Source organism: Propionivibrio pelophilus DSM 12018 (assembly GCF_059569095.1).
The window spans coordinates 1-20,202 of the sequence record NZ_JCANUT010000066.1; the positions used below are offsets into that span (position 1 = coordinate 1).

Below are 20,202 nucleotides of genomic sequence, written 5' to 3' on the forward strand. Positions count from 1 at the left end.
GTCCTTCGGCTTGCGCTTGAGCGTGTAGTCGAGCACACGGGCTTCCAGGCGCGGCAAGTTGCGCCGCGGTGCGCGACCCGGATGCCGACCGTACAGGCCTGCCAGCCGCTCCTCGGTAAAGCGCGCTCGCCACGTCGCGATAAAGCGCGAGTCACAGCCCAGCGTATTCATGATCGTGTCCCGCGACACGCCGTCATCGAGCAGAAGAATCAGCTTCGCGCGCCGAACCTGCGCCATTGCCGCTGTCCGCTTGCGCTGCAAGCCTTCCAACTCTTCCCGCTCCAAATCACTCAGATTCATCTTTCCCATGCAAACCATATGGGGTGCAATCTCTTTGGTTCAATGGACTAGTTGGCGCGAACGCCTTTGCACGTTGGCTGGCGTCGCTCAGGGGCAGCGAGTGGGTGGTCTATGCGAAGCGGCCGTTTGCCGGCCCCGAGGCGGTGCTCGCGTACCGGCACCGTTGGGCCGGCGACTGTCATCGCGGTCCGGCAGGCGTCGAACAAACCTTAACCGAACCGGCCGCTCGTCCAGTTATTCGTTTCAGTCAGCAATATGCTGCATGCCTGTCATTCTTTCGGGATAACGCCTTGAACAACAACTTCTGAGCTGAACTCACACCCGGCCCAAAGTAGTCAGTGGCGTTATCCGTGATGCAACCGTTGTTCTCGCCGTAAACAGTTGTTCTTTAGTCCGTCGCCTCGCCGTATGGGTCATGCCTACAATAGCGGGAACTGAAGAGCCACGGTTGTTCCAACATTTAATTCGCTATGGATCTTAATTTCCCCCCCGTGTAGTTCCACGATTTCCTTGACGATACTGATCCCCAGTCCGGTCCCCGGGATAGTGCCAATTCTGTCGGCACGGTAAAAGCGATCGCCGACCCGCTCCAGCTCGTCCGGTGACATGCCGATTCCTTGATCTGAAATATTTATTGAAACCATCGGCGTACGTAATTTGCTCTTGCCTGGGCGTGCCGGTTGAAGTTCGATTGAAATTTCAACTCCTCCGCCACCGGGAGAGTATTTGTACGCATTGGAAAGCACGTTTGTTAGCGCTTGCGTGAACTTCTCACGATCAGCCAGGATATAAGCGGCCTCTTTCGGGTAGGTAAGTGTTGGGTTATCTCTGCCGCTTGGGGGAATGAATGAATCGAGTGCGAAATCGAGAAGGTGTTGTACAGGCAACCTCTGAAGGTCAAAGTCCTTGCCTTTCCCAGACTCGATTCGCGCCAGATCAAGCAGCTCGTTCAGAATGGTGACCATGATTTCTGACTGGTCATGGATGATTCCGGCAATCTCTTTCCGAGCAATCGGTTCAATATCCTGAGACATCAATACTTCGGAAAAACCATAGATACTGGCCATCGGGTTGCGCAACTCATGAGCAGCAGTCGTCAGGAACTCACTCTTCATGTGATCAATTGTCGATTCTTGCGTCACATCGCGAAAATAAAGAATCTTCGAAATGCTGGCAGAATCACTTGATATGCCAATCATCCGCAAAACGGCGCGGCGTGGATGACTCAGAAAGAAATCGACAGTGAGCGGAGCTTCGGCCATGTCGGCAATAGTCGCTTTTATTCCTGTGTAGGGCTTTGACAAGTCGCAACGCTTTTGCAGCAATAGATTCAGAGCGTCTTCGCCATCTCCGAGGATTTCTTCGGGTGCAATTCCGGTCTGGGCGTGGAACGCGGGATTAACAAATTTGATCCGTCCCTCCCGCGAAAACGCCACAAAACCATCGGGAGAGAGGTTGAACATCGCGTTCAGTTGTACATTACGATCCTCTATGATGCAGCTCTTGGCATGCAGTTCAGCGTTAGCCTCGATCAAACGCTGCTCTGCTTTGGAACGCCTGTCGATTTCCGCTGAAAGTTGTAAGGTTCGATCGGCCAAACAATCGTACATATACATTACCGTGTCGATCATCGCCCTTGCTGGGCCGGCCATTTCCTCGGAAACTAATTTCTTCGCCTCTGTCAAGGAATGGCCTGAGCGTACTGCTCCAAGCGTTTTCGCCATCTTCATGTCCTGCTCGATGATGTGCAAGGCAAGCCAGTGAGTCAGAAAGCGTATGAGTGTCTTCAGCATCCTGTCGGATGAGCACGAGATGCTTTGTGTTTCCAGTTCGAGGATCTCGGTTACGAACTGCTGGTGCGACTCCTCATGCCTAGCTTCCCATTCGTCGCCAGCAAAAACCTCTTTCCATACCGCTTCCTCCGAGCGAAAGTGGATTTCGGCGTAACGCTTCAGTTCATCCAGAATCGCGCTGATGGTTGAGCCTGTGTCGCCAAAAGCCATATGGCTGACCAAGGTATTCAGCAGATCGACCAAGTGCTGATGTTGTTTGTCGACATCAGGGATTCCAGTTGCGAACCGATCGTTCCAGGGGAATATTTCTACTCTATTCATAGGCTTATGCAGAATGCAGGCATCCCGGGGTCATCGCGCATGAGCAGCCCGGTTCGACCTGTATAGGTGGCGTCAATCCACAAACCGCTGGACCGTTTGAAGCAACTGCAAAGGGCTGAAAGGCTTTACGAGATAAGCATCTGCCCCGGCTTTATTCCCCTCGGCAAGATCAGTCGCCTGCCCTCTGGCTGACAGCATGACCACGGGGATTTTTTGCGTTTGTTGATCTTCCTTAATTTTTTTGCATGCTTGGTATCCATCGATTACGCCCGGCATCATTACATCCATGAGCACGCAAGCCGGACGCAATGCATTGGCCATTTTTACGCCAGTTTCACCGGAGTCTGCTTCGTGGATTTCCAGGTTATTCATGCCAAGAGTGAGTCGAATCAATTTCCGTATTTCCGGCCTGTCTTCCACAATCAGTACGATTTTTTTACCCATTTAAGGCTCCCTCATCGTGAGTGTTTTTCTGTTTCATCAAACTTGCCAAATCCTCTGCATAGCGTTGTGCCTGCTGTATATATTCTTCATTTTTGTTTTTCGGAGCGCCGATTGGTAATTCGATTGTGATGCTGGCCAATAACCCTTCGCTTTTCTCCATACGAAGATTTCCTCCGGACAGCTCGATGACACGCCGGCACATTGAAAGGCTGAGTTCAGCGCGATTGTCCTCTCCAGTTGGTTGTTTCCCTGGAAAATACGGAAGCCTTCGCCCCCCTCTGTCCGTCGGCGGAATCCGTCCGCAATTATTCAAAGTGAGCATTACGAAATGACCGTTCGTCTTGATGGAGAAGAGAATGTGCGTTCCGGAATCAACGCCAGTGACAAGCTCACGCACGTAACCCGCAATGGCTTGAGTCATCAGGACCTTGTTTCCGTAGACCACCGGTACATTGTCCTCGACCCCGGAGAAAGACACCCGCACGTGCCGGCTGATCAGCAACTTGCTGACGTTGCTAAGGACATCGTCAATCAGCAGCGACAAGGTTATACGTTCATCGGATCGGATGGGGTTGAATTTATATGCTTGAGACATCAAACAGATCTTGGAAAAGCTCTCCTTGAGAGCGTCCGCGTTTCTATTGACCGAGTCAATGGCTGAAAAAACCCCCAGGCTTTCCTTGGGGAGATTGCCTAGCTGCTCCTGTAATTCGGCGATCGCTGTGACGAAGTTGGCCATGGGGGCCGAAAACTCGCAATCAAGAATCTCAGCCAAGTTGCTCATGGCTGGCAATGGGTCTGGTATCGCCGTGGCGGGATTCAGAATGATGACGTAATCCGTGACCACGGGGCTGCTCAAAACCGTGATGTGTGCGAGAAAATTTTCCGATTCAACATTGTTCAGGGTGATTTGAAACGTAAACGGCAAAGTTAAGTAACCATTTTGGACAGCTAAGACTTGCGTGCTCAGCCAACCGGGAATAGTGTCATTGACATTGATACTCGCCATCCGTCGTGCAAGCGGATTGGCATAGACAATCTGTTGCGCGCGAGACGAAGCGATCAGCAGCCCCTCTCGCAAGTTGTCAAACAACAGTCGTACGTTCTCGTTCATGAATGCAAATAACCGGAAAGAAACTGATCCGCCGCCACGGCTAGTTTGAAGAGATCCAGGAAGGAAGGTCGTCTGGGCGCAGCGGACGACCGAACAGGTAACCTTGCACGTAATGGCAACCAAGCGTCTTGAGTTGCTCAAATTGCTTGCTGTTTTCCACCCCCTCCGCGACGATGTCGATGTCCAGTGCAGAAGCAAGACCCATAATGCACGAAACAACCGCTTGGGTCCTGGGATCCGTAGCTATGTCGCATACCAGGCTGCTGTCGATTTTTAACCGGTTTACGGGGAGGTCTCTCAGGCGTGACAGGTTTGAGTGACCTGTCCCGAAGTCGTCAATGGCGATCCGAACGCCGATTTCACGGATTTGCGTCAAGATATCCTTAACGAGATCGAATGAGGACATTATTTCCGATTCAATAATCTCCAGTTCAAGCGATTCGGGTGATATGGCGGTCTCTTCCAATGCCTTTTTTAGCGTATCGAGAAAGGTGTCGCTTCTCAGCTGGTGCGGAGAGACGTTAACTGCCATAGTCATATTTTCTATGCCAGCTTCCTTCCAAGCCTTCAGCTGCTGGCAGCTATTTCTAAGAACCCAGGCGCCGATGGTGACAATAGCGCCGTTCCGCTCGGCGGCGGGAATGAACGTGCTGGGAGGAATCTCGCCAAGAACGGGGTGTGACCACCGCAGCAACGCCTCGACCCCCTCAAGGGTTCGGTGATCGAGAGTGGCGACGCGCGGTTGATATACCAGATAAAGCTCATCGCGTTGCGCCGCATGCCAAATGCCCGTATCGATCGCCATGCTTTCGCGCGAACAAAGCGAGTCCATGGCTTGGGCATAAATGCAAATATGGTGGAGTCGGTAGCTCCTTGCAATACCAAGGGCGACACTGGCTTTCCGGAGTATCGAAAGCAGATCGGGGCCCTCGTTGGTGATGTAAGCCCCTCCCATGCTTACTGCAATGCATATCTCATTTCCGTCCATGATGAAGGGCGGAGATAGCTCATGGGTAATTGATTTTTCGACTTCGCTGGCAGACAACCGAGAGACGATAACAAATTCATCGCCGTCGACGCGCGCGAGAAGGTCATTCTCCAGAATGGCTTGCTGTAACTTGTCGCCCACATGGCGAAGAAGGCGGTCACCTTTCTCACGCCCGAAAGCATTGTTGACTTTCCTGAGTCCACTGACGTTCAGGGCGATCAACAGCAATTTTTCGCCTTCCGTGCGGTCGAGCAGCAGTCCAGTCATCTGCTCGACCAGAAAATCCCATGTTGGCAATCCGGTAACACTGTCGATCCGGCTTCCAACGAGGGTTGCATTGTTCAGCTTCAGGTGGCTATTTTGGTCCAGGAGCGTCTGAATGTCCTCCGCGTACCGAAAGAGCTGTTGATAGATCAAGGATTCATGGGGAGGGGCAATATCACTCAGCATGGCCGGCTCCTTTGCTCAAGCGGTTTGATTTCAGCGTCTTGTGATCGAGTTTTCTGAGATTTAACTTTTTTTGCAACGCGATTGGCATGGACCACCACCATGTTTTCATATCGATCAACTTGGGTGGCGACTACTGGATAACGCTCTCTCCGCCAGGATCGATTGCGCAATATCCAGTAGTGCCCCAAAGGGGATGGGCTTGGGGAAAAGCTTAATGGAATCGGGGATACCCCCTTTTTTTACGATTTCACTGGGGTCCAGCCCGCTTACTGCAACGATGCTCATACGCGCCATTTCTGGCATGGCTCGAAGAATCCGCAACATGGCGAATCCATCCATGTGCGGCATGAGCAGGTCGGTAATCAAGAAATCCGGCTGTTCCTGTCCGATCTTGACCAAAGCTTCCACGCCATTTCTGGCGATGGTGACTTTTGTGGGAACAGGCCAGCGGGGAATAACGTGTGAATACAGGCGCACCAAGATCTCATCATCCTCTACGACAAGAATTTTCAAGCTTTGTGAGGACTTGCGAGATAAAGCAATTGGCAACTGCGGTTGGTCGGCCTCCTTTCTGTAAAGAAGGCGATCAACCGATTCACGGGCGATCCGCCGATGGCCGCCGCTTGTCTTCCAGGCCTCCAGCAAGCCATTCTCCACCCACAATTGAGCGGTTCGTAGGGAAATGCCGAGCAAGTCGGCCGCTTGTCGCGTCGTACAAAATGTCCTTAGCGTCATCTCAGTAAGCGATTTCTCTAGGCAATTGCTCCTGGTCAATCCCAGCCTAGGCAAAACGCTCAAGGACAGGGTTCTAGTGCAGGGGCGGCGATCATTGTTCTAAATTAGAATAAATATTATCATATATTTGCATTTTGTATCACAGGGCAGAAGGCCCTAAAAAGCCGGCATGTGGTTGACGACGAAACGAACGAATGAGTACAACTCGATAAGATAAGGACTACACCATGACAAAACGATTGCCCGCCTTGATGGCAGTCTTGCTTCTGCTGATGTCGCCGCTCGCTAGATCGGAGGACCTTAAGGAGATTAAGGCGCGCGGGGAACTGCGGCACCTGGGTATTCGCTACGCCAACTTCGTTACAGGAGCCGGAGACGGACTTGACGTTGAAATAACGAAAGGTTTTGCAGAGTACATCGGCGTGAAATACCGACTCGTCTATTCCGATTTCTATTCCATCATTCAAGACCTTCTGGGTAGGAAGGTTGCAGTCAAAAGCGGGCAAGTAACGCTTTCCAGCGAAAAATTCCCAGTCAAGGGCGATATGATCGCAACGGGTTTTACTGTGCTGCCCTGGCGTGAGCAGATTTTGCTTTACTCCGACACGGTATTCCCCACGCAGGTACTGCTCGTTGCCAAAGCGAATGATCCGCAGCGGCCTGTCGTCGGCCAGAATCTCGCCACGGATATCGAAGCTACCAAAGCGATGATTGGGAAAAAAAGTCTTCTGGTGATGAAGAGCACTTGCCTTGATCCCGCAGGCTATGGCTTGGAAAGAAAAGGTATCGATCTGCGCCCGTACACCAAAAACACGAACATTAACGAGATGGTGCCGGCCATGCTCAACGGTGTCGCGGACTACACGTTACTCGACGTAGCCGATGTAGTGCTTGATCTCCAGAAGTGGGCAGGACATATCAAGATACTCGGCCCTATCTCTATCGAACAGAATATGGCGGCCGCATTTCCTCAGGACGCTCCCCAACTCCGAGATGCATTCAACGAATACCTACGCAAGATCAGGGCTGACGGAACCTACATGAAATTGGTGCGTAAGTATTACCCCACTATTGAGAGCTATTTCCCCGAATTTTTCGCAAAAGTCAGGTAATCGAAAAGATGATTTCGGCCGCCTGGCTCCCTCGCTTGCGACGCAACTGGCCGTTGCTGATTGCTCTCACGTTCGCTCTCTACTCTGTGCTGGTGTTGATCTATGCGGTGGCAACCTGGCAGCGCATGCAGCAGAGCGCAAACGCGTTGATCGTCGCAGACAACATGCGTCGGACAGCGTTTCTTGGCGATATCGTGACGCAATTGAAAACTGTAGCAGCAGATCACGCTAGTATGAGAGAGATTCATTCTTTCCTGGTCAATCGTGATTTGGGAATGTCTCCGCGGTATGGGCTTTCCGCGTCACAGGCTGCTATCAGTGTGAACTTCGTTCAACATGCGGAAGATTTCGGAACACGATGGAAGATCCAGCCGCCATACATAGCCTATTATTCCGAGCAAGGTGAAGCAATCGCCGAGAGCGTTCAAGGTGCCGGTCAAGAACGGGCAATCTCTCTCTCCCAAGTTCTGCCGGGTGTTTTTCTCGATACCAGGCAGCGCACGCTGAGGATCACGGAACCGGTTCTATACAAGGGGAAGCGTGATGGCGTGGTGACCACTGAATTTCCACTCGACATATTCTTCCGTGCCCCAGTGCTACCGAATGTAGCGCCGGGATATCGGGAATTGCTGCTGACTTTCGATGGCAAGCATGTGTGCGATTTGGGCACCGAACAGTTTCTCGACCAATCCACGCTAACGCGTATCGTTGGCCTACGAGATAACCATGTTACTTCGATCGATGAGGTTCTCGATTACCCGAATGGCAGCACGGCGCCGGAAAGACTTTTGATAGTGAAGGCCGATGTACCGGGAGTGCCGCTGGTCTCCGTATCCATCATTCCCGAGAGTATTGTCTTCGGCCCTTTCGTTTCCCGCCACCTGTTCACCGGTGCAGGCTTGTTGCTCCTGCTCCTGTTGTCTGGATCCTTTAAGCTGAATAGCGTGCGCAACCGTGCGGAACAACTCGAATCTGACATTGCACTGGCTGAAATGGAGCGAACTGTCACAGAGCAACGAAACCAAGAGCTATCGAAGGAGATTCGTCGACGTGAACTGCTTGAAGAAGCGCTGGCGGAAAGCAAGGAGCGCTGGGAATTGGCAGTTGCAGGTACAAATGACGGTATTTGGGACTGGGACGTTCGTACCGGCAGTGTCTTTTTCTCAACCCGCTGGAAAGAAATGCTGGGCTACGATGACGCAGACATCAAAGGGAATGTCGAAGAATGGAGCAAATTATTGCATCCAGAAGATATTGATCATGTCATGGCGACGGTTCAGCGACACCTGCGGGGCGAAACTGCGTTTTATCAGTGTCCTCAACGCCTTCGTTGCAAGGATGGCAGCTACAAATGGATTCTTGATCGTGGCCGGGCTATGTTCAACGCCAATGGTAAAGCAATCCGCATGGCGGGTTCGCATACCGACATTACCGAACAGCGCGTCGCCGAAGCATGCATTGAGGATCGTAACGCACAACTTGATACAATTTTTTCGTTGAGTCCGGACGGTTTCGTCGCATTTGATGCAGACCGGCGCGTGAAGTACGCAAATCCCGCTTACTTTCAGATGACAGGACAGAATCACGCGGAAATCATCGGGATTAGCGAGGAAGCCTTTTCCGCATCACTTTCCGTCATGTGCATTCCCACAGCGAATTTTTGCGGAATCGACGAGATGCGGCAAGCTGTGTTGGGCGAAGCAGGCTTTCAGGTGAGTCAATTCCACTATCGAATAGAATTGGCAGGAAATATTCCGCGCATCCTTGAATTGAAGTTTCTGCTTGCCAACGCAACGACCGTTTCGCAGATCCTCTACGTACGCGATGTAACTCACGAGGTGGAAGTGGAGAGGATGAAAAGTGATTTTCTTGCTCATGCCGCCCACGAATTACGAACACCAATGGCAAGTATTTTTGGATTCTCTGAACTCCTTCTCGCTAATGAATTCGACTCGGAAACCCGGAAAGACCTTCTTCAGACCATCTACAAGCAGACTGGCTGGCTCATTGAGATTATCAACGAACTCCTTGACTTGGCTCGCATAGAGTCCCGCCGAGGCAAGGATTTCAACGTCGAGGCGCTTGCCCTCGATTCTATTGTTGATGACGTACTCAGAAACATGCAAATCGATCAAGACCGCTGGCCCGTTGTAGTCGATCTGCCCGCCAATCTGAAATTGGTGATGGCCGATGACTCCAAATTGCGACAGGCTCTCACCAACATCCTTAGCAATGCAGTCAAGTATTCTCGTGATGGCGGCGCTATAACAATCGGAGCAGACACCCGCGCTGATTCAGGCAAGGAATTTGTAAGCATCACGGTATCCGACAAAGGGATTGGCATGACTCCTGAACAAACTGCCCGCGTCTGCGAGCGTTTCTACCGTGCCGACGGAAGTGGAAAGATCCCCGGTACTGGGCTGGGGATGTCAATCGTCAAGGAGATCATCGAACTCCTTGGTGGCAGAATCGAGATCACCTCCTCTCCTGGGAAAGGAACCGCTGTCACTCTGTTGTTGCCTGCTTTTGGGTAGGAGAAGCTTTACGCCGAGCTCCAATTTCGCTATGAGGAAGCGATATGGAAAGAGATAGTTATCTGACCATGCCAAACAGGCGTAGAACCAGCCAATCGGCACGTATTCTTCTGGTAGACGATCGCGAGGAAGAGCGCAAATTGCTCAGCGACCTCCTTCGCCTCCACGGTTATCGCCTCCATATTGGCATCGACGGAAATGATGCAGTCGAGAAGGCGCGCTACATTCTTCCAGACCTCATCCTCATGGACATTTACATGCCCGGGTGCGATGGCATTGCTGCCTGCCGGCAGATCAAAGCTGACCCTAGGACGGCCAGTATCCCGGTTATCTTTCTCACCGCTGCCGCCTTGCCGGAAGAGCGCGTGATCGGCCTATCCGAAGGCGCGGTCGACTACATAACCAAGCCCTACCACTTCGAAGAAGTGAAGCTGAGGATCACCATCCACCTTGCTCGAAACGGTGACGAGGGGCGCGCGGCACCCGCTCCTGCAGCATTTGGCGACCATCCTGTGAACTCGGTTGAGCACCGCGTGTTCCGCGCAGCTCAGCGCCTGCTGCTAGAGGACCTTGCCAAAACCCCGAACTTATCGACTCTTGCGCGTGCGGTTGGCACTAATACACATAACCTCAACGAAGCCTTCCGCAAGTTTACTGGCGTAACCGCGCTCCGCTATCTGCGAGAGACACGGATGAAGGAAGCCTGCTGCTTACTCCGAAATACCAATCTGGATGTGCAATCCGTCGCGATCGACCTCGGCTACGCCAGCCCAGCGAATTTCTCCACCGCTTTCCGGGAACGCTTCGGCATGTCGCCGCGAGAGTTTCGCGATCTCCCCCCAGACGAGGTGCGCTCGCACGACGGCTGTAGCGGTTCCAACCTCGAATGCGGTTCCGGAAATCGAACTGTCTGTGAAACTATGGGCTTCGCCGGATCGCATGCAGACATTGCTGAGCAACCAGATGATGCCGAAGCTTGCAATGCTGATCATGACGCGCAACTTGATGCGGTTTTTGCTTCTAGCCCGGACGGTTTAGTGGCATTTGATGCTGGTCTGTGCGTGAAATATGCAAGCCCTGCTTACCTTCAAATGACAGGTCAGAAGAACGCGGAAATCATCGGACTGGGTAAGCGCGATCTCTTTACGTCTCTTTCTGCCATTTGTGTGCCAGCACAAAGTTCTGGCGGTGTTACCGAGATGTGGCAAGCATTGATGGACGACGCCACTGGTCAGCACCATCTTCGCGTAGAGCTGGCAGGAAAAGTCCGGCGCGTCCTAGAGCTAACCTTACGACTTACCAGCGCAGCGGCAATCTCGCAGATACTCTACGTACGTGATGTAACGTATGAAGCAGAAATGAATAAGATGAAAAGCGACTTTGTTTCTCACGCTGCCCACGAACTGCGAGCACCAATGGCAAGCGTTTTTGGGTTCTCCGAACTCCTTATCACCCGCGAGTTCGATTCAGAAACCCGGAAAGACCTTCTTCAAACTATTCACGCGCAGAGTGCCGGACTCATTGAAATCATCAACGAACTCCTCGATTTGGCTCGCATAGAGTCTCGTCGTGGTAACAACTTCCCCGTTGAGGCGCTTGCTCTCGACTCCATTGTTGATGACGTACTCAAAAACATGCGAATCGATCAAGAGCGCTGGCCCGTTGTAGTCGACCTGCCTGCGGATCTGAAATCGGTTATGGCCGATGCTCCCAAACTGCGACAGGCTCTCACCAATGTCCTTGGTAACGCGGTCAAATATTCTCCTGATGCTGGAGCCATCACGATCCACGCAAATTCCTGCACCGATTCTGCCAGGGGATTTGTAAGCATCACTGTATCCGACCAGGGCATCGGCATGAGTTCTGAACAAACTGCCCGCGTCTGCGAGCGTTTCTACCGTGCAGACGGAAGTGGAAAGATCTCCGGTACTGGGCTGGGGATGTCAATCGTCAAGGAGATCATCGAACTCCTTGGTGGCAAAATCGAGATCACCTCCGCTCTTGGAAAAGGAACCGCTGTCACTCTGGTGCTGCCAGCCGCTGAGTAAAAAGGAATGCAAGCTCCCGGCGAAGTCATCGATGAATTGACCGGTAACCGACGCTAACGCGATCGAAACGCGATGACGCGAGCACACTCCCCGGGATGAGGCTTGGTGTCTGCCGGCTCCCGACTGGAGGAGCGAGCGGATTCCGTGACACTGCCGAACGCCTTCAATTCGTGGTCCAGGTCCAGAAAACTGTTCCACATCAGCGCCTGTATCTTCAGGAGCGCTCCGAGTGGCGACCGTGACAGGCTGCGGATGGAATCCACCCGAAACTGAAGTCCGCGCAGACGCCGCTGATGGTGTTTGGGAGCACTTTCGATAAAGCATGACACCAACTCAGCGCGTAACGCCTCGAAGGCCTGAGGATCATCACTAGCGAGTTTCGATAGCGCCTCATAACTGGGAAGCGTCATTGCAGGATTACTCATAGCCTGTCTTCCTCCTGATCGCGCCGACCTCGGTTTTCTCATTAAGCGGCAGCCGTTTTCCACTAACAAATTCTCGCTAAACAAAAGAGGTCAACTTTTGCTTAATCAACAAATAGCTTTGACTGCGTGAAAAATACTGCCTCTGCCGGCCCAAAAAGGGGTTCATCGCGCGTTACCGGGGAAGGCAGCCTGGATCTTCAGAAATAGGCTGAAAGGGAGATGGTCGCGCGCGTGCGCCAGGCCCTGCACGACGACGCACTGGCCATGCACAATGCCGAGCAGCTGGCGGCCGGGTTCCAGAACGAGAAGAGCTTCATCCGCGCATTCAAGGACTGGACCGGCATGAGCCCGGGCGATTGGCGGGCGCGGCGCTGAGCAGCCAAAGGCGCCGGTACCGGGCACGACGGGACAGAACGCCACCGGGCAAACCGGTGGCGTTGAACGCGCTCGCCAAGGACCAGATCAGGTCGGCATTACAGAGAGCGTCGGCACCACGAAGGTTTGGGTTGCGTCATCCCACACCGCAAAGTTCGCCGCCGTGAATTCCTCGCCAGTGGTGTGCACCACCCCCAGCAGGCTCAGCTCCTGCGCATCCACCGTGTCGTCACCCGTGCTGGCCTGGGTGTGAACCCAGATCGCCGTGGTGGTGGCATCGTCCGAAGCCGTCACGCCGAACACCGTGGTGTTGAGGCTGCTGTTGTCGGTAGTGCGCAAATTGAACTCGAAAGCAGTGTTCAGCGCTGCCGCCACCGCATCGGCGTCGGTCAGGTTCGCCACTACCACACCGCTAGCGCCGCTTTGCAGCAGCCCGAACTCGTGACTGCTGAGGTCAAAACCGTCCCCGGTGACCACGTCGACGGTTTCACCAGCGACGGTGCTCTGTGCCAACGCCCCCTCCAGAGCGATCAGGTCGGTGCCCACCTGGAAGTGGTTGACGGTGTCGTAACCCGCCTGCGCATCCTGAAGCGTCGACGGAACGGCGCTGTCCCAGCTGTAGGCGGCAAAGCCGGCATCGTTCTGGGTCACGGTGAAGCCGTCGGTGCTGCTGGCGGTGTCCGTCAAGCTGCCTTCGGCCTCCCCCACCACGCCCGGTCCTTCGGCCTGGCCGTCGTACACGTCGATCTTGTCGGTCAGGCTGTCCGCGCCGTTGGCGGTGTACAAGCCGTCCTGGCCGGCGGTTTCACCAGCCAGGTAGCTCGTGTCCAGGCCGTTGTCGACGTAGGTGCCCGCATCCGACCCGTACAGCCCGGCGTCACCCGTGCCGGTGGTGCCGGCGGCGGGCGAATCGGTGGCGGCGACGTAGCTGCTGTCGGGGTTGGTGGTGGTCTGGTCGACACCGTTGACGCCGGTCAACGCGTTGTCGCCGGCGAACGAAGCGTCACCCGTGCCGTCGACCGTGCCGTTGTTGGCCGAACCCGACACGGCACTGTAGCTGTCCGTCGGGTTCACATAGGACTGCGCCACACCTGCGCTGCCGCCTGACAGGGCGGCAGCGCCCCAGTACCCGTTGCTGTCGGTTGGGTTCTCGACCGTCTATTCCTTCAGGTTGTCCAGCTCACCCGCCTCCGAGTCCATCTTGACCAGCGGCAGTTCGCTGTAGCCGCCGTTGTAGGGCACGTTCGTGACCGTCACCCCGTCCACGGAAAAGTCGATGGAGTCGTCGTTCACGGTGGTGTCGGACAACAAGCCCTCGTTTCGGCCCACGACCGTGTCGGACACCGTATCTGTGCCGCTGGTGTAGTCGAAGTCGATGTCACCCACCTGTACCACGCCCACGGTGACGGCCAGGGGCACGCTGACGTTGCCGGGCTTGACCACAGTCACCGTCAAGGTGCCGTCGGTCGTGTCGCCCAGCAGGTGCGCACCGTTGCTGTTGGCGGTGATCTGCAGCACGTTGTCGCCGTCTTGCGCTCCGTCCACGCTCACTTCGGTGAAGACACCGCGGTTGTCGTAGCCCTGCTTCACCGTGCCGATGTCTGTTGCGGATGTGGCCGTTTCAATGGCCGCCTTGAGCGCCGACACGATCGCCTCGGAGCGCAACTGCGGATCGGTGAGCGAGCCGACCAGCGTGTCATCGATCGTCACACTGACGTCCACGCCATCGATATGCACCGTCACGACCGTCCCGATCGGCGTTTGCGCGGCATCGTCGAACACCGTGTCGTTGAGCGTGAGGCTGACGATGTGCGGTGTTCCGGTGCCACCATTGACCACTTCCTGTTCGTACTGAACACCGCCAACGTTCAGCGGGTCGGTGCCCGCCACTTTGGCGGTCAGATCGAATGCCACATCACCGTCGTAGGCAATTGCGCCCAGGGCTGCGGCCACGCTGGCGTCGGGCACAGCCGCGGTCATGTCCAGCGTCTGGAAGCTCAAGGTGCCGGTGACGCTGCCAACGGTGGCGCTCAAGTTGCCGCCACCCACAGCCATTTCCAGATCTGCAGTGGTCGTGCGCAGATTGATGGCAGCGTGTTGACGCGCACTGAAAAGGACCCAGATTTGGAGGTATCCGCACGCTGAAAATTACCCAGGGTGATTAACCTCCTTCGCTCCGTTTTGGAGCGGGGAAACCGAGGAGATGATCACCATGAATTTGCTGGGGAAAGTAAGAAGACTGCATTACCGGGACGGGTTGAACCTGTCGGAGATCGAGCGGCGAACGGGGCTGACACGGAAGACGATCCGCAAGTGGCTGAAGGCACCGGAAGGCGTTGAGCCGAGCTATCGCAGGAAGGTCGGCGAGACCAAGATAGCGCCCTTTGCCGAGCGACTGGTCAAGATGCTGGAAACGGATGCGCGGCGCCCCGTACGGGATCGGCGCACCGCGTTGAAGCTACACGCCGAGTTGAAGCGGTTGGGCTTTGACGGGGATTACAGCCGGGTCACCGAATTCATCCGCCGCTGGCGGGAAAGTGGCGGTTCCGCCGTCACAAAAGCCTTTGTGCCCTTGCAGTTTGCCCCGGGAGAAGCCCATCAATTCGACTGGAGCGAAGAGCATCTGGTCATCGGCGGCGTCTGGCGGAAGCTGATGGTGGCGCACCTGAAGCTTTGCTATAGCAAGACGTTCGTCGTTCAAGCGTACCCGGCGCAAAGCCACGAAATGCTGTTCGACGCCCATGCCAGGGCCTTTGCTGCATTGGGCGGTATCCCGCGCCGAGGCATCTACGACAACATGAAGACGGCCGTGGACAAGGTCAAGAAAGGCAAGGCTCGGGTCGTCAATACACGCTTTGCCGCGATGGCCTCGCACTACCTGTTCGATCCGGACTTCTGCAACGTCGCCTCCGGCTGGGAGAAAGGCGTCGTCGAGAAGAACGTCCAAGACACCCGGCGGCGGATCTGGCAAGACGCGGCGCAGGAACGGTTCGGCAGCTTCACCGAACTGAACCTGTGGCTGCTGGCACGCTGCCGGACGCTGTGGCAGGAACTGCGCCACCCCGAGTACGACCTGACACTGGCCGAACTGCTCGAACAGGAACAGCCGCATCTGATGCCGATGATCGTCCCGTTTGACGGCTACGTCGAAACCATCGGCAAAGTCTCGAGTACTTGTCTGGTCACCTTTGACCGCAATCGTTACTCAGCCCCGTGCGAACTGGTCGGGCAGATGGTCGGCATCCGGGTCTATCCGGAGCGGATTGATCTCGTCGCTCACGATGCGGTGGTCGCCAGTCACCTGCGCAGTTTCAGCCGGATGGAAACCCGCTATGACTGGCAACACTATATTCCGCTGATTGAGCGCAAACCCGGTGCGCTGCGTAATGGAGCCCCCTTTGCCGACCTGCCGGCGCCGATGCAGAAATTGAGGGGGCTGCTGCTCAAGCGTGAAGGCGGCGACCGGATCATGGCCAAGGTCCTTGCCGCCGTACCGGGGCATGGCCTGGATGCCGTGCTGGTCGCCGTCGATCTGGTACTCGAATCAGGGACACCAAGTTCCGAGCACATTGAAAACGTGCTCCACCGACTAAAAGCCGCACCGCCACCGCCGCAGGTCGAATCCGCATTGACCGTCGAAGAAGCGCCGATAGCGGACACGCACCGGTACGACCGTCTGCGCCAGGAGGTAAGCCATGCGTGACATTACTGCCGAACTCAAGGAACTGCGGCTGTACGGCATGGCCAGCGCCTGGGAAGAAGTCGCTGCCGACGAGAACGGAATGGGCGTGCAAACGTCACGCTGGCTGATCGAGCATCTACTTCAGGCCGAACATACGGACCGACACATGCGCTCGGTCCGCTATCAATTGCATTCGGCCAAGTTCCCGGTGCACCGTGATCTGGCCGGCTTCGAGTTTGCCCAGTCGAAAGTTGACCAGCGTCTGATCGACGAGTTGGCGACCTTGGCCTTTACGGAGCAGGCGCACAACGTCGTGCTCATTGGCGGCACGGGAACGGGTAAAACGCATCTGGCCACGGCCTTGGGCGTCGCCGGCATTACCCGGCACAACAAACGCGTGCGCTTCTTCTCGACGGTCGATCTGGTCAATCTACTCGAGCAGGAAAAGGCGGCGGGCAAGGCCGGGAGGTTGGCCTTCTCGTTACTGCGCATGGACCTGGTCATTCTCGACGAACTGGGGTATCTGCCGTTCAGCCCATCGGGCGGCGCCTTGCTGTTTCATCTGCTGTCAAAACTCTACGAACACACCAGCGTGATGATCACGACCAATCTGACCTTTGGGGAATGGGCGACCGTCTTCAATGACGCCAAGATGACCACCGCGATGCTCGACCGGATCACACACCATTGCCACATCGTCGAAACCGGTAATGAGTCGTATCGATTCCGGCACAGCTCGACGACGGCGAAGTCGCGCATCAAGGCCCGAGAACAGAGCAGATTAGGGAAACAAGCCGAGGAGGAACCGTTCTGAATGCTGTCGCGTGGGAAAATCCGCTCCGGGCTCCGCCCTGCGCGGCTTCCCCCACGCAATTCGGTACCGCCTGCTAACGTCACAAGGAAATAAAGGAGGTGCTCACGACCACCATTGCGCTACACTTCAAATCAGTCGCTACCATGACGGGCGGCTAAAGTCCCTGGGTAAAGTTCAACGCGCATCGCTGGGTACTTTTAAACGCGCGCCGACACGGGGGGAACTCGATAGGTGGGCTGGTTCGACCACGAGGCAAAAACGGGTCGAAAAACGGGTGTCGTCGTTCGGGGTTCGCGCCGTTCTGGCTCTCCTATACAATCGATGGCATGACTCGTTCCGAACTCATCACCGCCCTGAGCGCGCGCTTCCCGCACCTGACCAGCCAGGACGCCGCCATGGCGTCGTCGGAAATCCTTGAGGCCATGTCCCGTGCATTGTGTGACGGTCAGCGCGTCGAGATTCGTGGATTCGGGAGTTTTGCCCTAAACCAGCGCGCGCCCCGCCTCGGCAGGAACCCGAAAACCGGCGAGAAAGTTGCCGTCCCCGCGAAGTATGTTCCGCACTTCAAGGCCGGCAAGGAATTGCGCGAGCGCGTCGATGAGATTTCAGACCCCCTCAGGGCCGTCTGGAAGGCGGCGTAGCCTTTCGCTTTCCGGTTGAGGTTAACACAGCAGCGACGCAGGTTCCCATGGACTTCACAAGAACACTCAAGGAATTGCAGGAAGCCTCGGCCTTTGACCTCTTCCGTCTTCGTGCGGCCATTGACCGGGTTCTGGACCAGCCGGGCTGGATGGTCGCCGTGCAGGCCCGACTGCGCATCGGCCAGAACATTGACTACTTTGATCCGCAAACCAATCGGGCGCACAAAGGGCAACTGCTGGAAAAACGCCGGAAGCAGGCGGTGGTGCTTGACCTGGAAACCCAGAAGCGCTGGCTGATCGCCTATGCGGCCATCAATCTCGACGGGGTGGACGTCGAAATTCGCGAGCAACCGGTAAAAGGCCTGGGGCGGAATAGCGTCGCGATCGGCGATGTCGTCGGATTCGTCGATAAACATCAGCAGCAGCGTAGTGGCAGGATCGTGCGGCTCAACGACAAGACGGTGACGGTCCAGGTCGGGCCCCTGCAGTGGCGCGTCGCGTACGCCCTGCTTCATCGTGTTGTCGAGGGTTGTGCAGAAGAGGCTGCCGAGCGCGAGTTGGGCTTGATTGCCGGGAACGCCCGCATCATCGACGATGAAGACCAACTGTAGCGGCCATGGCGGGTTCTGCTCCCGAGTTTGAGCGCATCGCCGGCCTGGTCGAACGGGTCACCTTTCATAACGAGCAAAACGGCTTCTGCGTCCTGCGTCTCAAGGTCAAGGGCGAGCGGGATCTGGTCACACTGATTGGACATACCCCCACCGTCACGCCCGGCGAATACGCCAGCGCCTCCGGGCAATGGGTCGCCGACCGCGAACATGGACGCCAGTTCAAGGCACAATTCGTCACCATCTCCCCGCCGACCACGTTGACCGGCATCGAACGCTACCTCGGCTCGGGCATGGTCAAGGGAATCGGTCCCATATATGCCAGCAAACTGGTCAGCGCCTTCGGCGTCGACGTATTCGACGTCATCGAGCGATCACCCGAACGCCTGCGTGAAATCACCGGTATCGGCGACGTCCGCGCCAGAAAGATCACCGCCGGCTGGGCCGACCAGAAGGTCATCCGTAACATCATGGTTTTCCTGCACGCCCATGGCGTTTCCACCTCCCGAGCCGTCCGCATCTTCAAGACCTACGGCGCGGACGCCATCGAACTCGTCAAGGAGAATCCGTATCGACTGGCGGCCGACATTCGTGGCATTGGCTTTCTGTCTGCCGACACGATTGCTCAGAAGATCGGTATCGCCAAGGACTCCCCCTTGCGTGCCCGCGCCGGCATTTCCTATGCACTCAGCGAAGCCGCTTCGCAGGGACACTGCGGGCTACCCTATGCGGAATTGGTCCCTCTGGCGGTAAAGCTTCTGGAGATTCCCCCCGGAATCATCGAATCCGCCATCGCCCAGGAAATTGACGAGCAAATCCTGTATCCCGAGTCCGTCGATGGCCAGCCCTGTGTGTTTCTGGCACCGCTGTACTTCGCTGAACAGTCCATTGCGGCCCAGATCCGTCGCCTCCAGGTCAGCGTCAGCAGGCTGCCGAGCTTCGATGCTGACAAGGCGATCCCGTGGGCCGAGGCCAAGCTCTCGATGTCCCTTGCCGAGAGCCAGAAGGACGCCATTCGTCTTGCACTGTCCTCCAAACTGCTGGTGATCACAGGCGGTCCCGGGGTCGGAAAAACCACGCTGGTCAAATCGATCCTCACCCTCATGACAGCGAAGGGGGTAAAACCCCTGTTGTGTGCGCCCACCGGACGGGCCGCCAAGCGCCTGACGGAGTCATCCGGTCTGGAAGCCAGGACGATCCACCGCCTGCTTGAGGTTAATCCCTTGAACGGGCAGTTCAAGCGCAATGAAGACAACCCGCTCGAATGCGATCTTCTGATCGCCGACGAGTGCTCGATGATCGATGTGCCGCTGGCGAACCAGTTGCTCAAGGCGGTGCCGACATCCTCGGCGGTTATCTTCGTTGGCGATGTGGATCAGTTGCCCTCCGTCGGCCCCGGCCAATTTCTGGCCGACCTGATCGGATCCGGGTCTGTGCCCGTCATCCGGCTGACGGAAGTATTTCGTCAGGCCGCCACCTCGCGCATCATCCGCGCCGCGCACCAGATCAACCACGGGAACTTTCCCGCGCTGCCCGAGAAGGGCGAGGACTCCGACTTCTACCTGGTGCCGGCCGAGACGCCCGAGGCCATCGCCCAGACCGTGGTCGATCTGGTGAAGACCCGGTTGCCCAGAAAATTCGCTGTCGATCCGGTGCGGGACATTCAGGTGCTGTGTCCCATGAATCGTGGCCTCACCGGCGCCCGGGGTATCAACCAGGTGTTGCAGGAGGCGCTCAATCCCCCCCGCGAAGGGAGCGTAGACAAGTTCGGCTATCGGTTCTCGGTCGGCGACAAGGTAATGCAGATCGAAAACAACT

General features: G+C 56.0%; 18 protein-coding genes and 1 pseudogene. 10 read left to right on the forward strand and 9 right to left on the reverse strand.

Annotated features, from left to right (window positions below; all coding sequences use genetic code 11):
* Positions 1-300: helix-turn-helix domain-containing protein (locus tag BO74_RS18395; RefSeq protein WP_496444434.1), on the reverse strand; the 300-nt coding region annotated here is incomplete at its 3' end.
* A 23-nt stretch (positions 301-323) separates the two neighbouring features.
* Between BO74_RS18395 and BO74_RS18400 the strand changes: the two are divergent.
* Positions 324-467 (forward strand): annotated as a pseudogene (locus BO74_RS18400) (IS91 family transposase); the annotation flags it as partial.
* Positions 468-719: 252 nt separating this feature from the next.
* On the opposite strand, the gene BO74_RS18405 reads toward BO74_RS18400, so the two are convergent.
* From BO74_RS18405 to BO74_RS18425, 5 genes are all read right to left on the reverse strand, one after another.
* The gene (locus BO74_RS18405) at positions 720-2,414 is read right to left on the reverse strand and encodes a bacteriohemerythrin (RefSeq protein ID WP_496444436.1); all 1,695 of its coding nucleotides are present in this window, start codon (positions 2,412-2,414) and stop codon (positions 720-722) included.
* A 72-nt stretch (positions 2,415-2,486) separates the two neighbouring features.
* Positions 2,487-2,858 (reverse strand): response regulator, encoded by a 372-nt coding sequence (locus BO74_RS18410; protein WP_496444438.1) that lies wholly within the window; start codon positions 2,856-2,858, stop codon positions 2,487-2,489.
* Positions 2,851-3,972, reverse strand: a complete 1,122-nt coding sequence (locus BO74_RS18415; protein ID WP_496444440.1) for a histidine kinase — start codon at positions 3,970-3,972, stop codon at positions 2,851-2,853. The genes BO74_RS18410 and BO74_RS18415 overlap by 8 nt, the downstream gene beginning before the upstream one ends.
* 40 nt (positions 3,973-4,012) lie before the next feature.
* Complete coding sequence (locus tag BO74_RS18420; RefSeq protein ID WP_496444442.1) at positions 4,013-5,410, reverse strand: putative bifunctional diguanylate cyclase/phosphodiesterase; 1,398 nt, start codon at positions 5,408-5,410, stop codon at positions 4,013-4,015.
* Between the two features lie 114 nt (positions 5,411-5,524).
* Complete coding sequence (locus tag BO74_RS18425; RefSeq protein ID WP_496444444.1) at positions 5,525-6,145, reverse strand: response regulator; 621 nt, start codon at positions 6,143-6,145, stop codon at positions 5,525-5,527.
* A gap of 227 nt (positions 6,146-6,372) precedes the next feature.
* On the opposite strand from BO74_RS18425, the gene BO74_RS18430 reads away from it, so the two are divergent.
* From BO74_RS18430 to BO74_RS18440, 3 genes are read left to right on the forward strand one after another with little or no spacing between them, the layout of a single operon-like run.
* Positions 6,373-7,257 carry a transporter substrate-binding domain-containing protein gene (locus BO74_RS18430; protein WP_496444446.1) on the forward strand — a complete coding sequence of 295 codons (885 nt, stop codon included), beginning with the start codon at positions 6,373-6,375 and terminating at the stop codon, positions 7,255-7,257.
* Positions 7,258-7,265: 8 nt separating this feature from the next.
* A complete protein-coding gene (locus tag BO74_RS18435; RefSeq protein ID WP_496444448.1) occupies positions 7,266-9,791 on the forward strand; it encodes a PAS domain-containing sensor histidine kinase in 2,526 nt (841 codons plus the stop codon).
* Positions 9,792-9,835: 44 nt separating this feature from the next.
* Entirely contained in the window at positions 9,836-11,839 is a 2,004-nt protein-coding gene (locus BO74_RS18440) for an ATP-binding protein (protein WP_496444450.1), read from the forward strand.
* Between the two features lie 53 nt (positions 11,840-11,892).
* Here BO74_RS18440 and BO74_RS18445 read toward each other — a convergent pair whose 3' ends face one another.
* Positions 11,893-12,306, reverse strand: a complete 414-nt coding sequence (locus BO74_RS18445) for a DUF3135 domain-containing protein (protein WP_496444466.1) — start codon at positions 12,304-12,306, stop codon at positions 11,893-11,895.
* A gap of 177 nt (positions 12,307-12,483) precedes the next feature.
* Here BO74_RS18445 and BO74_RS18450 point away from each other — a divergent pair, with 177 nt between their 5' ends.
* Entirely contained in the window at positions 12,484-12,639 is a 156-nt protein-coding gene (locus BO74_RS18450; RefSeq protein WP_496444452.1) for a helix-turn-helix domain-containing protein, read from the forward strand.
* 87 nt (positions 12,640-12,726) lie between these two features.
* Here the strand turns inward: BO74_RS18450 and BO74_RS18455 are convergent, their stop codons facing one another.
* Positions 12,727-13,713 (reverse strand): hypothetical protein, encoded by a 987-nt coding sequence (locus BO74_RS18455; RefSeq protein WP_496444454.1) that lies wholly within the window; start codon positions 13,711-13,713, stop codon positions 12,727-12,729.
* Between the two features lie 84 nt (positions 13,714-13,797).
* Positions 13,798-14,673 carry a hypothetical protein gene (locus BO74_RS18460; protein ID WP_496444456.1) on the reverse strand — a complete coding sequence of 292 codons (876 nt, stop codon included), beginning with the start codon at positions 14,671-14,673 and terminating at the stop codon, positions 13,798-13,800.
* Positions 14,674-14,851: 178 nt separating this feature from the next.
* Between BO74_RS18460 and istA the strand changes: the two genes are divergently transcribed.
* From istA to recD2, 5 genes are all read left to right on the forward strand, one after another.
* Positions 14,852-16,342, forward strand: coding sequence for an IS21 family transposase (gene istA / locus BO74_RS18465; RefSeq protein WP_496444468.1), 1,491 nt, complete (start codon positions 14,852-14,854; stop codon positions 16,340-16,342).
* On the forward strand, positions 16,335-17,135 hold the full coding sequence (gene istB, locus BO74_RS18470) for an IS21-like element helper ATPase IstB (RefSeq protein ID WP_496444458.1): 801 nt from the start codon (positions 16,335-16,337) through the stop codon (positions 17,133-17,135). The genes istA and istB overlap by 8 nt, the downstream gene beginning before the upstream one ends.
* A 326-nt stretch (positions 17,136-17,461) precedes the next feature.
* The gene (locus tag BO74_RS18475; protein ID WP_496444460.1) at positions 17,462-17,776 is read left to right on the forward strand and encodes an integration host factor subunit beta; all 315 of its coding nucleotides are present in this window, start codon (positions 17,462-17,464) and stop codon (positions 17,774-17,776) included.
* A gap of 47 nt (positions 17,777-17,823) precedes the next feature.
* Positions 17,824-18,387 (forward strand): hypothetical protein, encoded by a 564-nt coding sequence (locus BO74_RS18480; protein ID WP_496444462.1) that lies wholly within the window; start codon positions 17,824-17,826, stop codon positions 18,385-18,387.
* A gap of 5 nt (positions 18,388-18,392) precedes the next feature.
* Positions 18,393-20,202 (forward strand): SF1B family DNA helicase RecD2 (gene recD2 / locus BO74_RS18485; RefSeq protein WP_496444464.1); only part of this gene is annotated, 1,810 nt, incomplete at its 3' end.

Coding starts and splice junctions, on each gene's coding strand:
- BO74_RS18405 (WP_496444436.1), bottom strand. CDS start 2,414: ATGAATAGAGTAGAAATATTCCCCTGGAACGATCGGTTCGCAACTGGA.
- BO74_RS18410 (WP_496444438.1), bottom strand. CDS start 2,858: ATGGGTAAAAAAATCGTACTGATTGTGGAAGACAGGCCGGAAATACGG.
- BO74_RS18415 (WP_496444440.1), bottom strand. CDS start 3,972: ATGAACGAGAACGTACGACTGTTGTTTGACAACTTGCGAGAGGGGCTG.
- BO74_RS18420 (WP_496444442.1), bottom strand. CDS start 5,410: ATGCTGAGTGATATTGCCCCTCCCCATGAATCCTTGATCTATCAACAG.
- BO74_RS18425 (WP_496444444.1), bottom strand. CDS start 6,145: ATGACGCTAAGGACATTTTGTACGACGCGACAAGCGGCCGACTTGCTC.
- BO74_RS18430 (WP_496444446.1), top strand. CDS start 6,373: ATGACAAAACGATTGCCCGCCTTGATGGCAGTCTTGCTTCTGCTGATG.
- BO74_RS18435 (WP_496444448.1), top strand. CDS start 7,266: ATGATTTCGGCCGCCTGGCTCCCTCGCTTGCGACGCAACTGGCCGTTG.
- BO74_RS18440 (WP_496444450.1), top strand. CDS start 9,836: ATGGAAAGAGATAGTTATCTGACCATGCCAAACAGGCGTAGAACCAGC.
- BO74_RS18445 (WP_496444466.1), bottom strand. CDS start 12,306: ATGAGAAAACCGAGGTCGGCGCGATCAGGAGGAAGACAGGCTATGAGT.
- BO74_RS18450 (WP_496444452.1), top strand. CDS start 12,484: ATGGTCGCGCGCGTGCGCCAGGCCCTGCACGACGACGCACTGGCCATG.
- istA (WP_496444468.1), top strand. CDS start 14,852: ATGAATTTGCTGGGGAAAGTAAGAAGACTGCATTACCGGGACGGGTTG.
- istB (WP_496444458.1), top strand. CDS start 16,335: ATGCGTGACATTACTGCCGAACTCAAGGAACTGCGGCTGTACGGCATG.
- BO74_RS18475 (WP_496444460.1), top strand. CDS start 17,462: ATGACTCGTTCCGAACTCATCACCGCCCTGAGCGCGCGCTTCCCGCAC.
- BO74_RS18480 (WP_496444462.1), top strand. CDS start 17,824: ATGGACTTCACAAGAACACTCAAGGAATTGCAGGAAGCCTCGGCCTTT.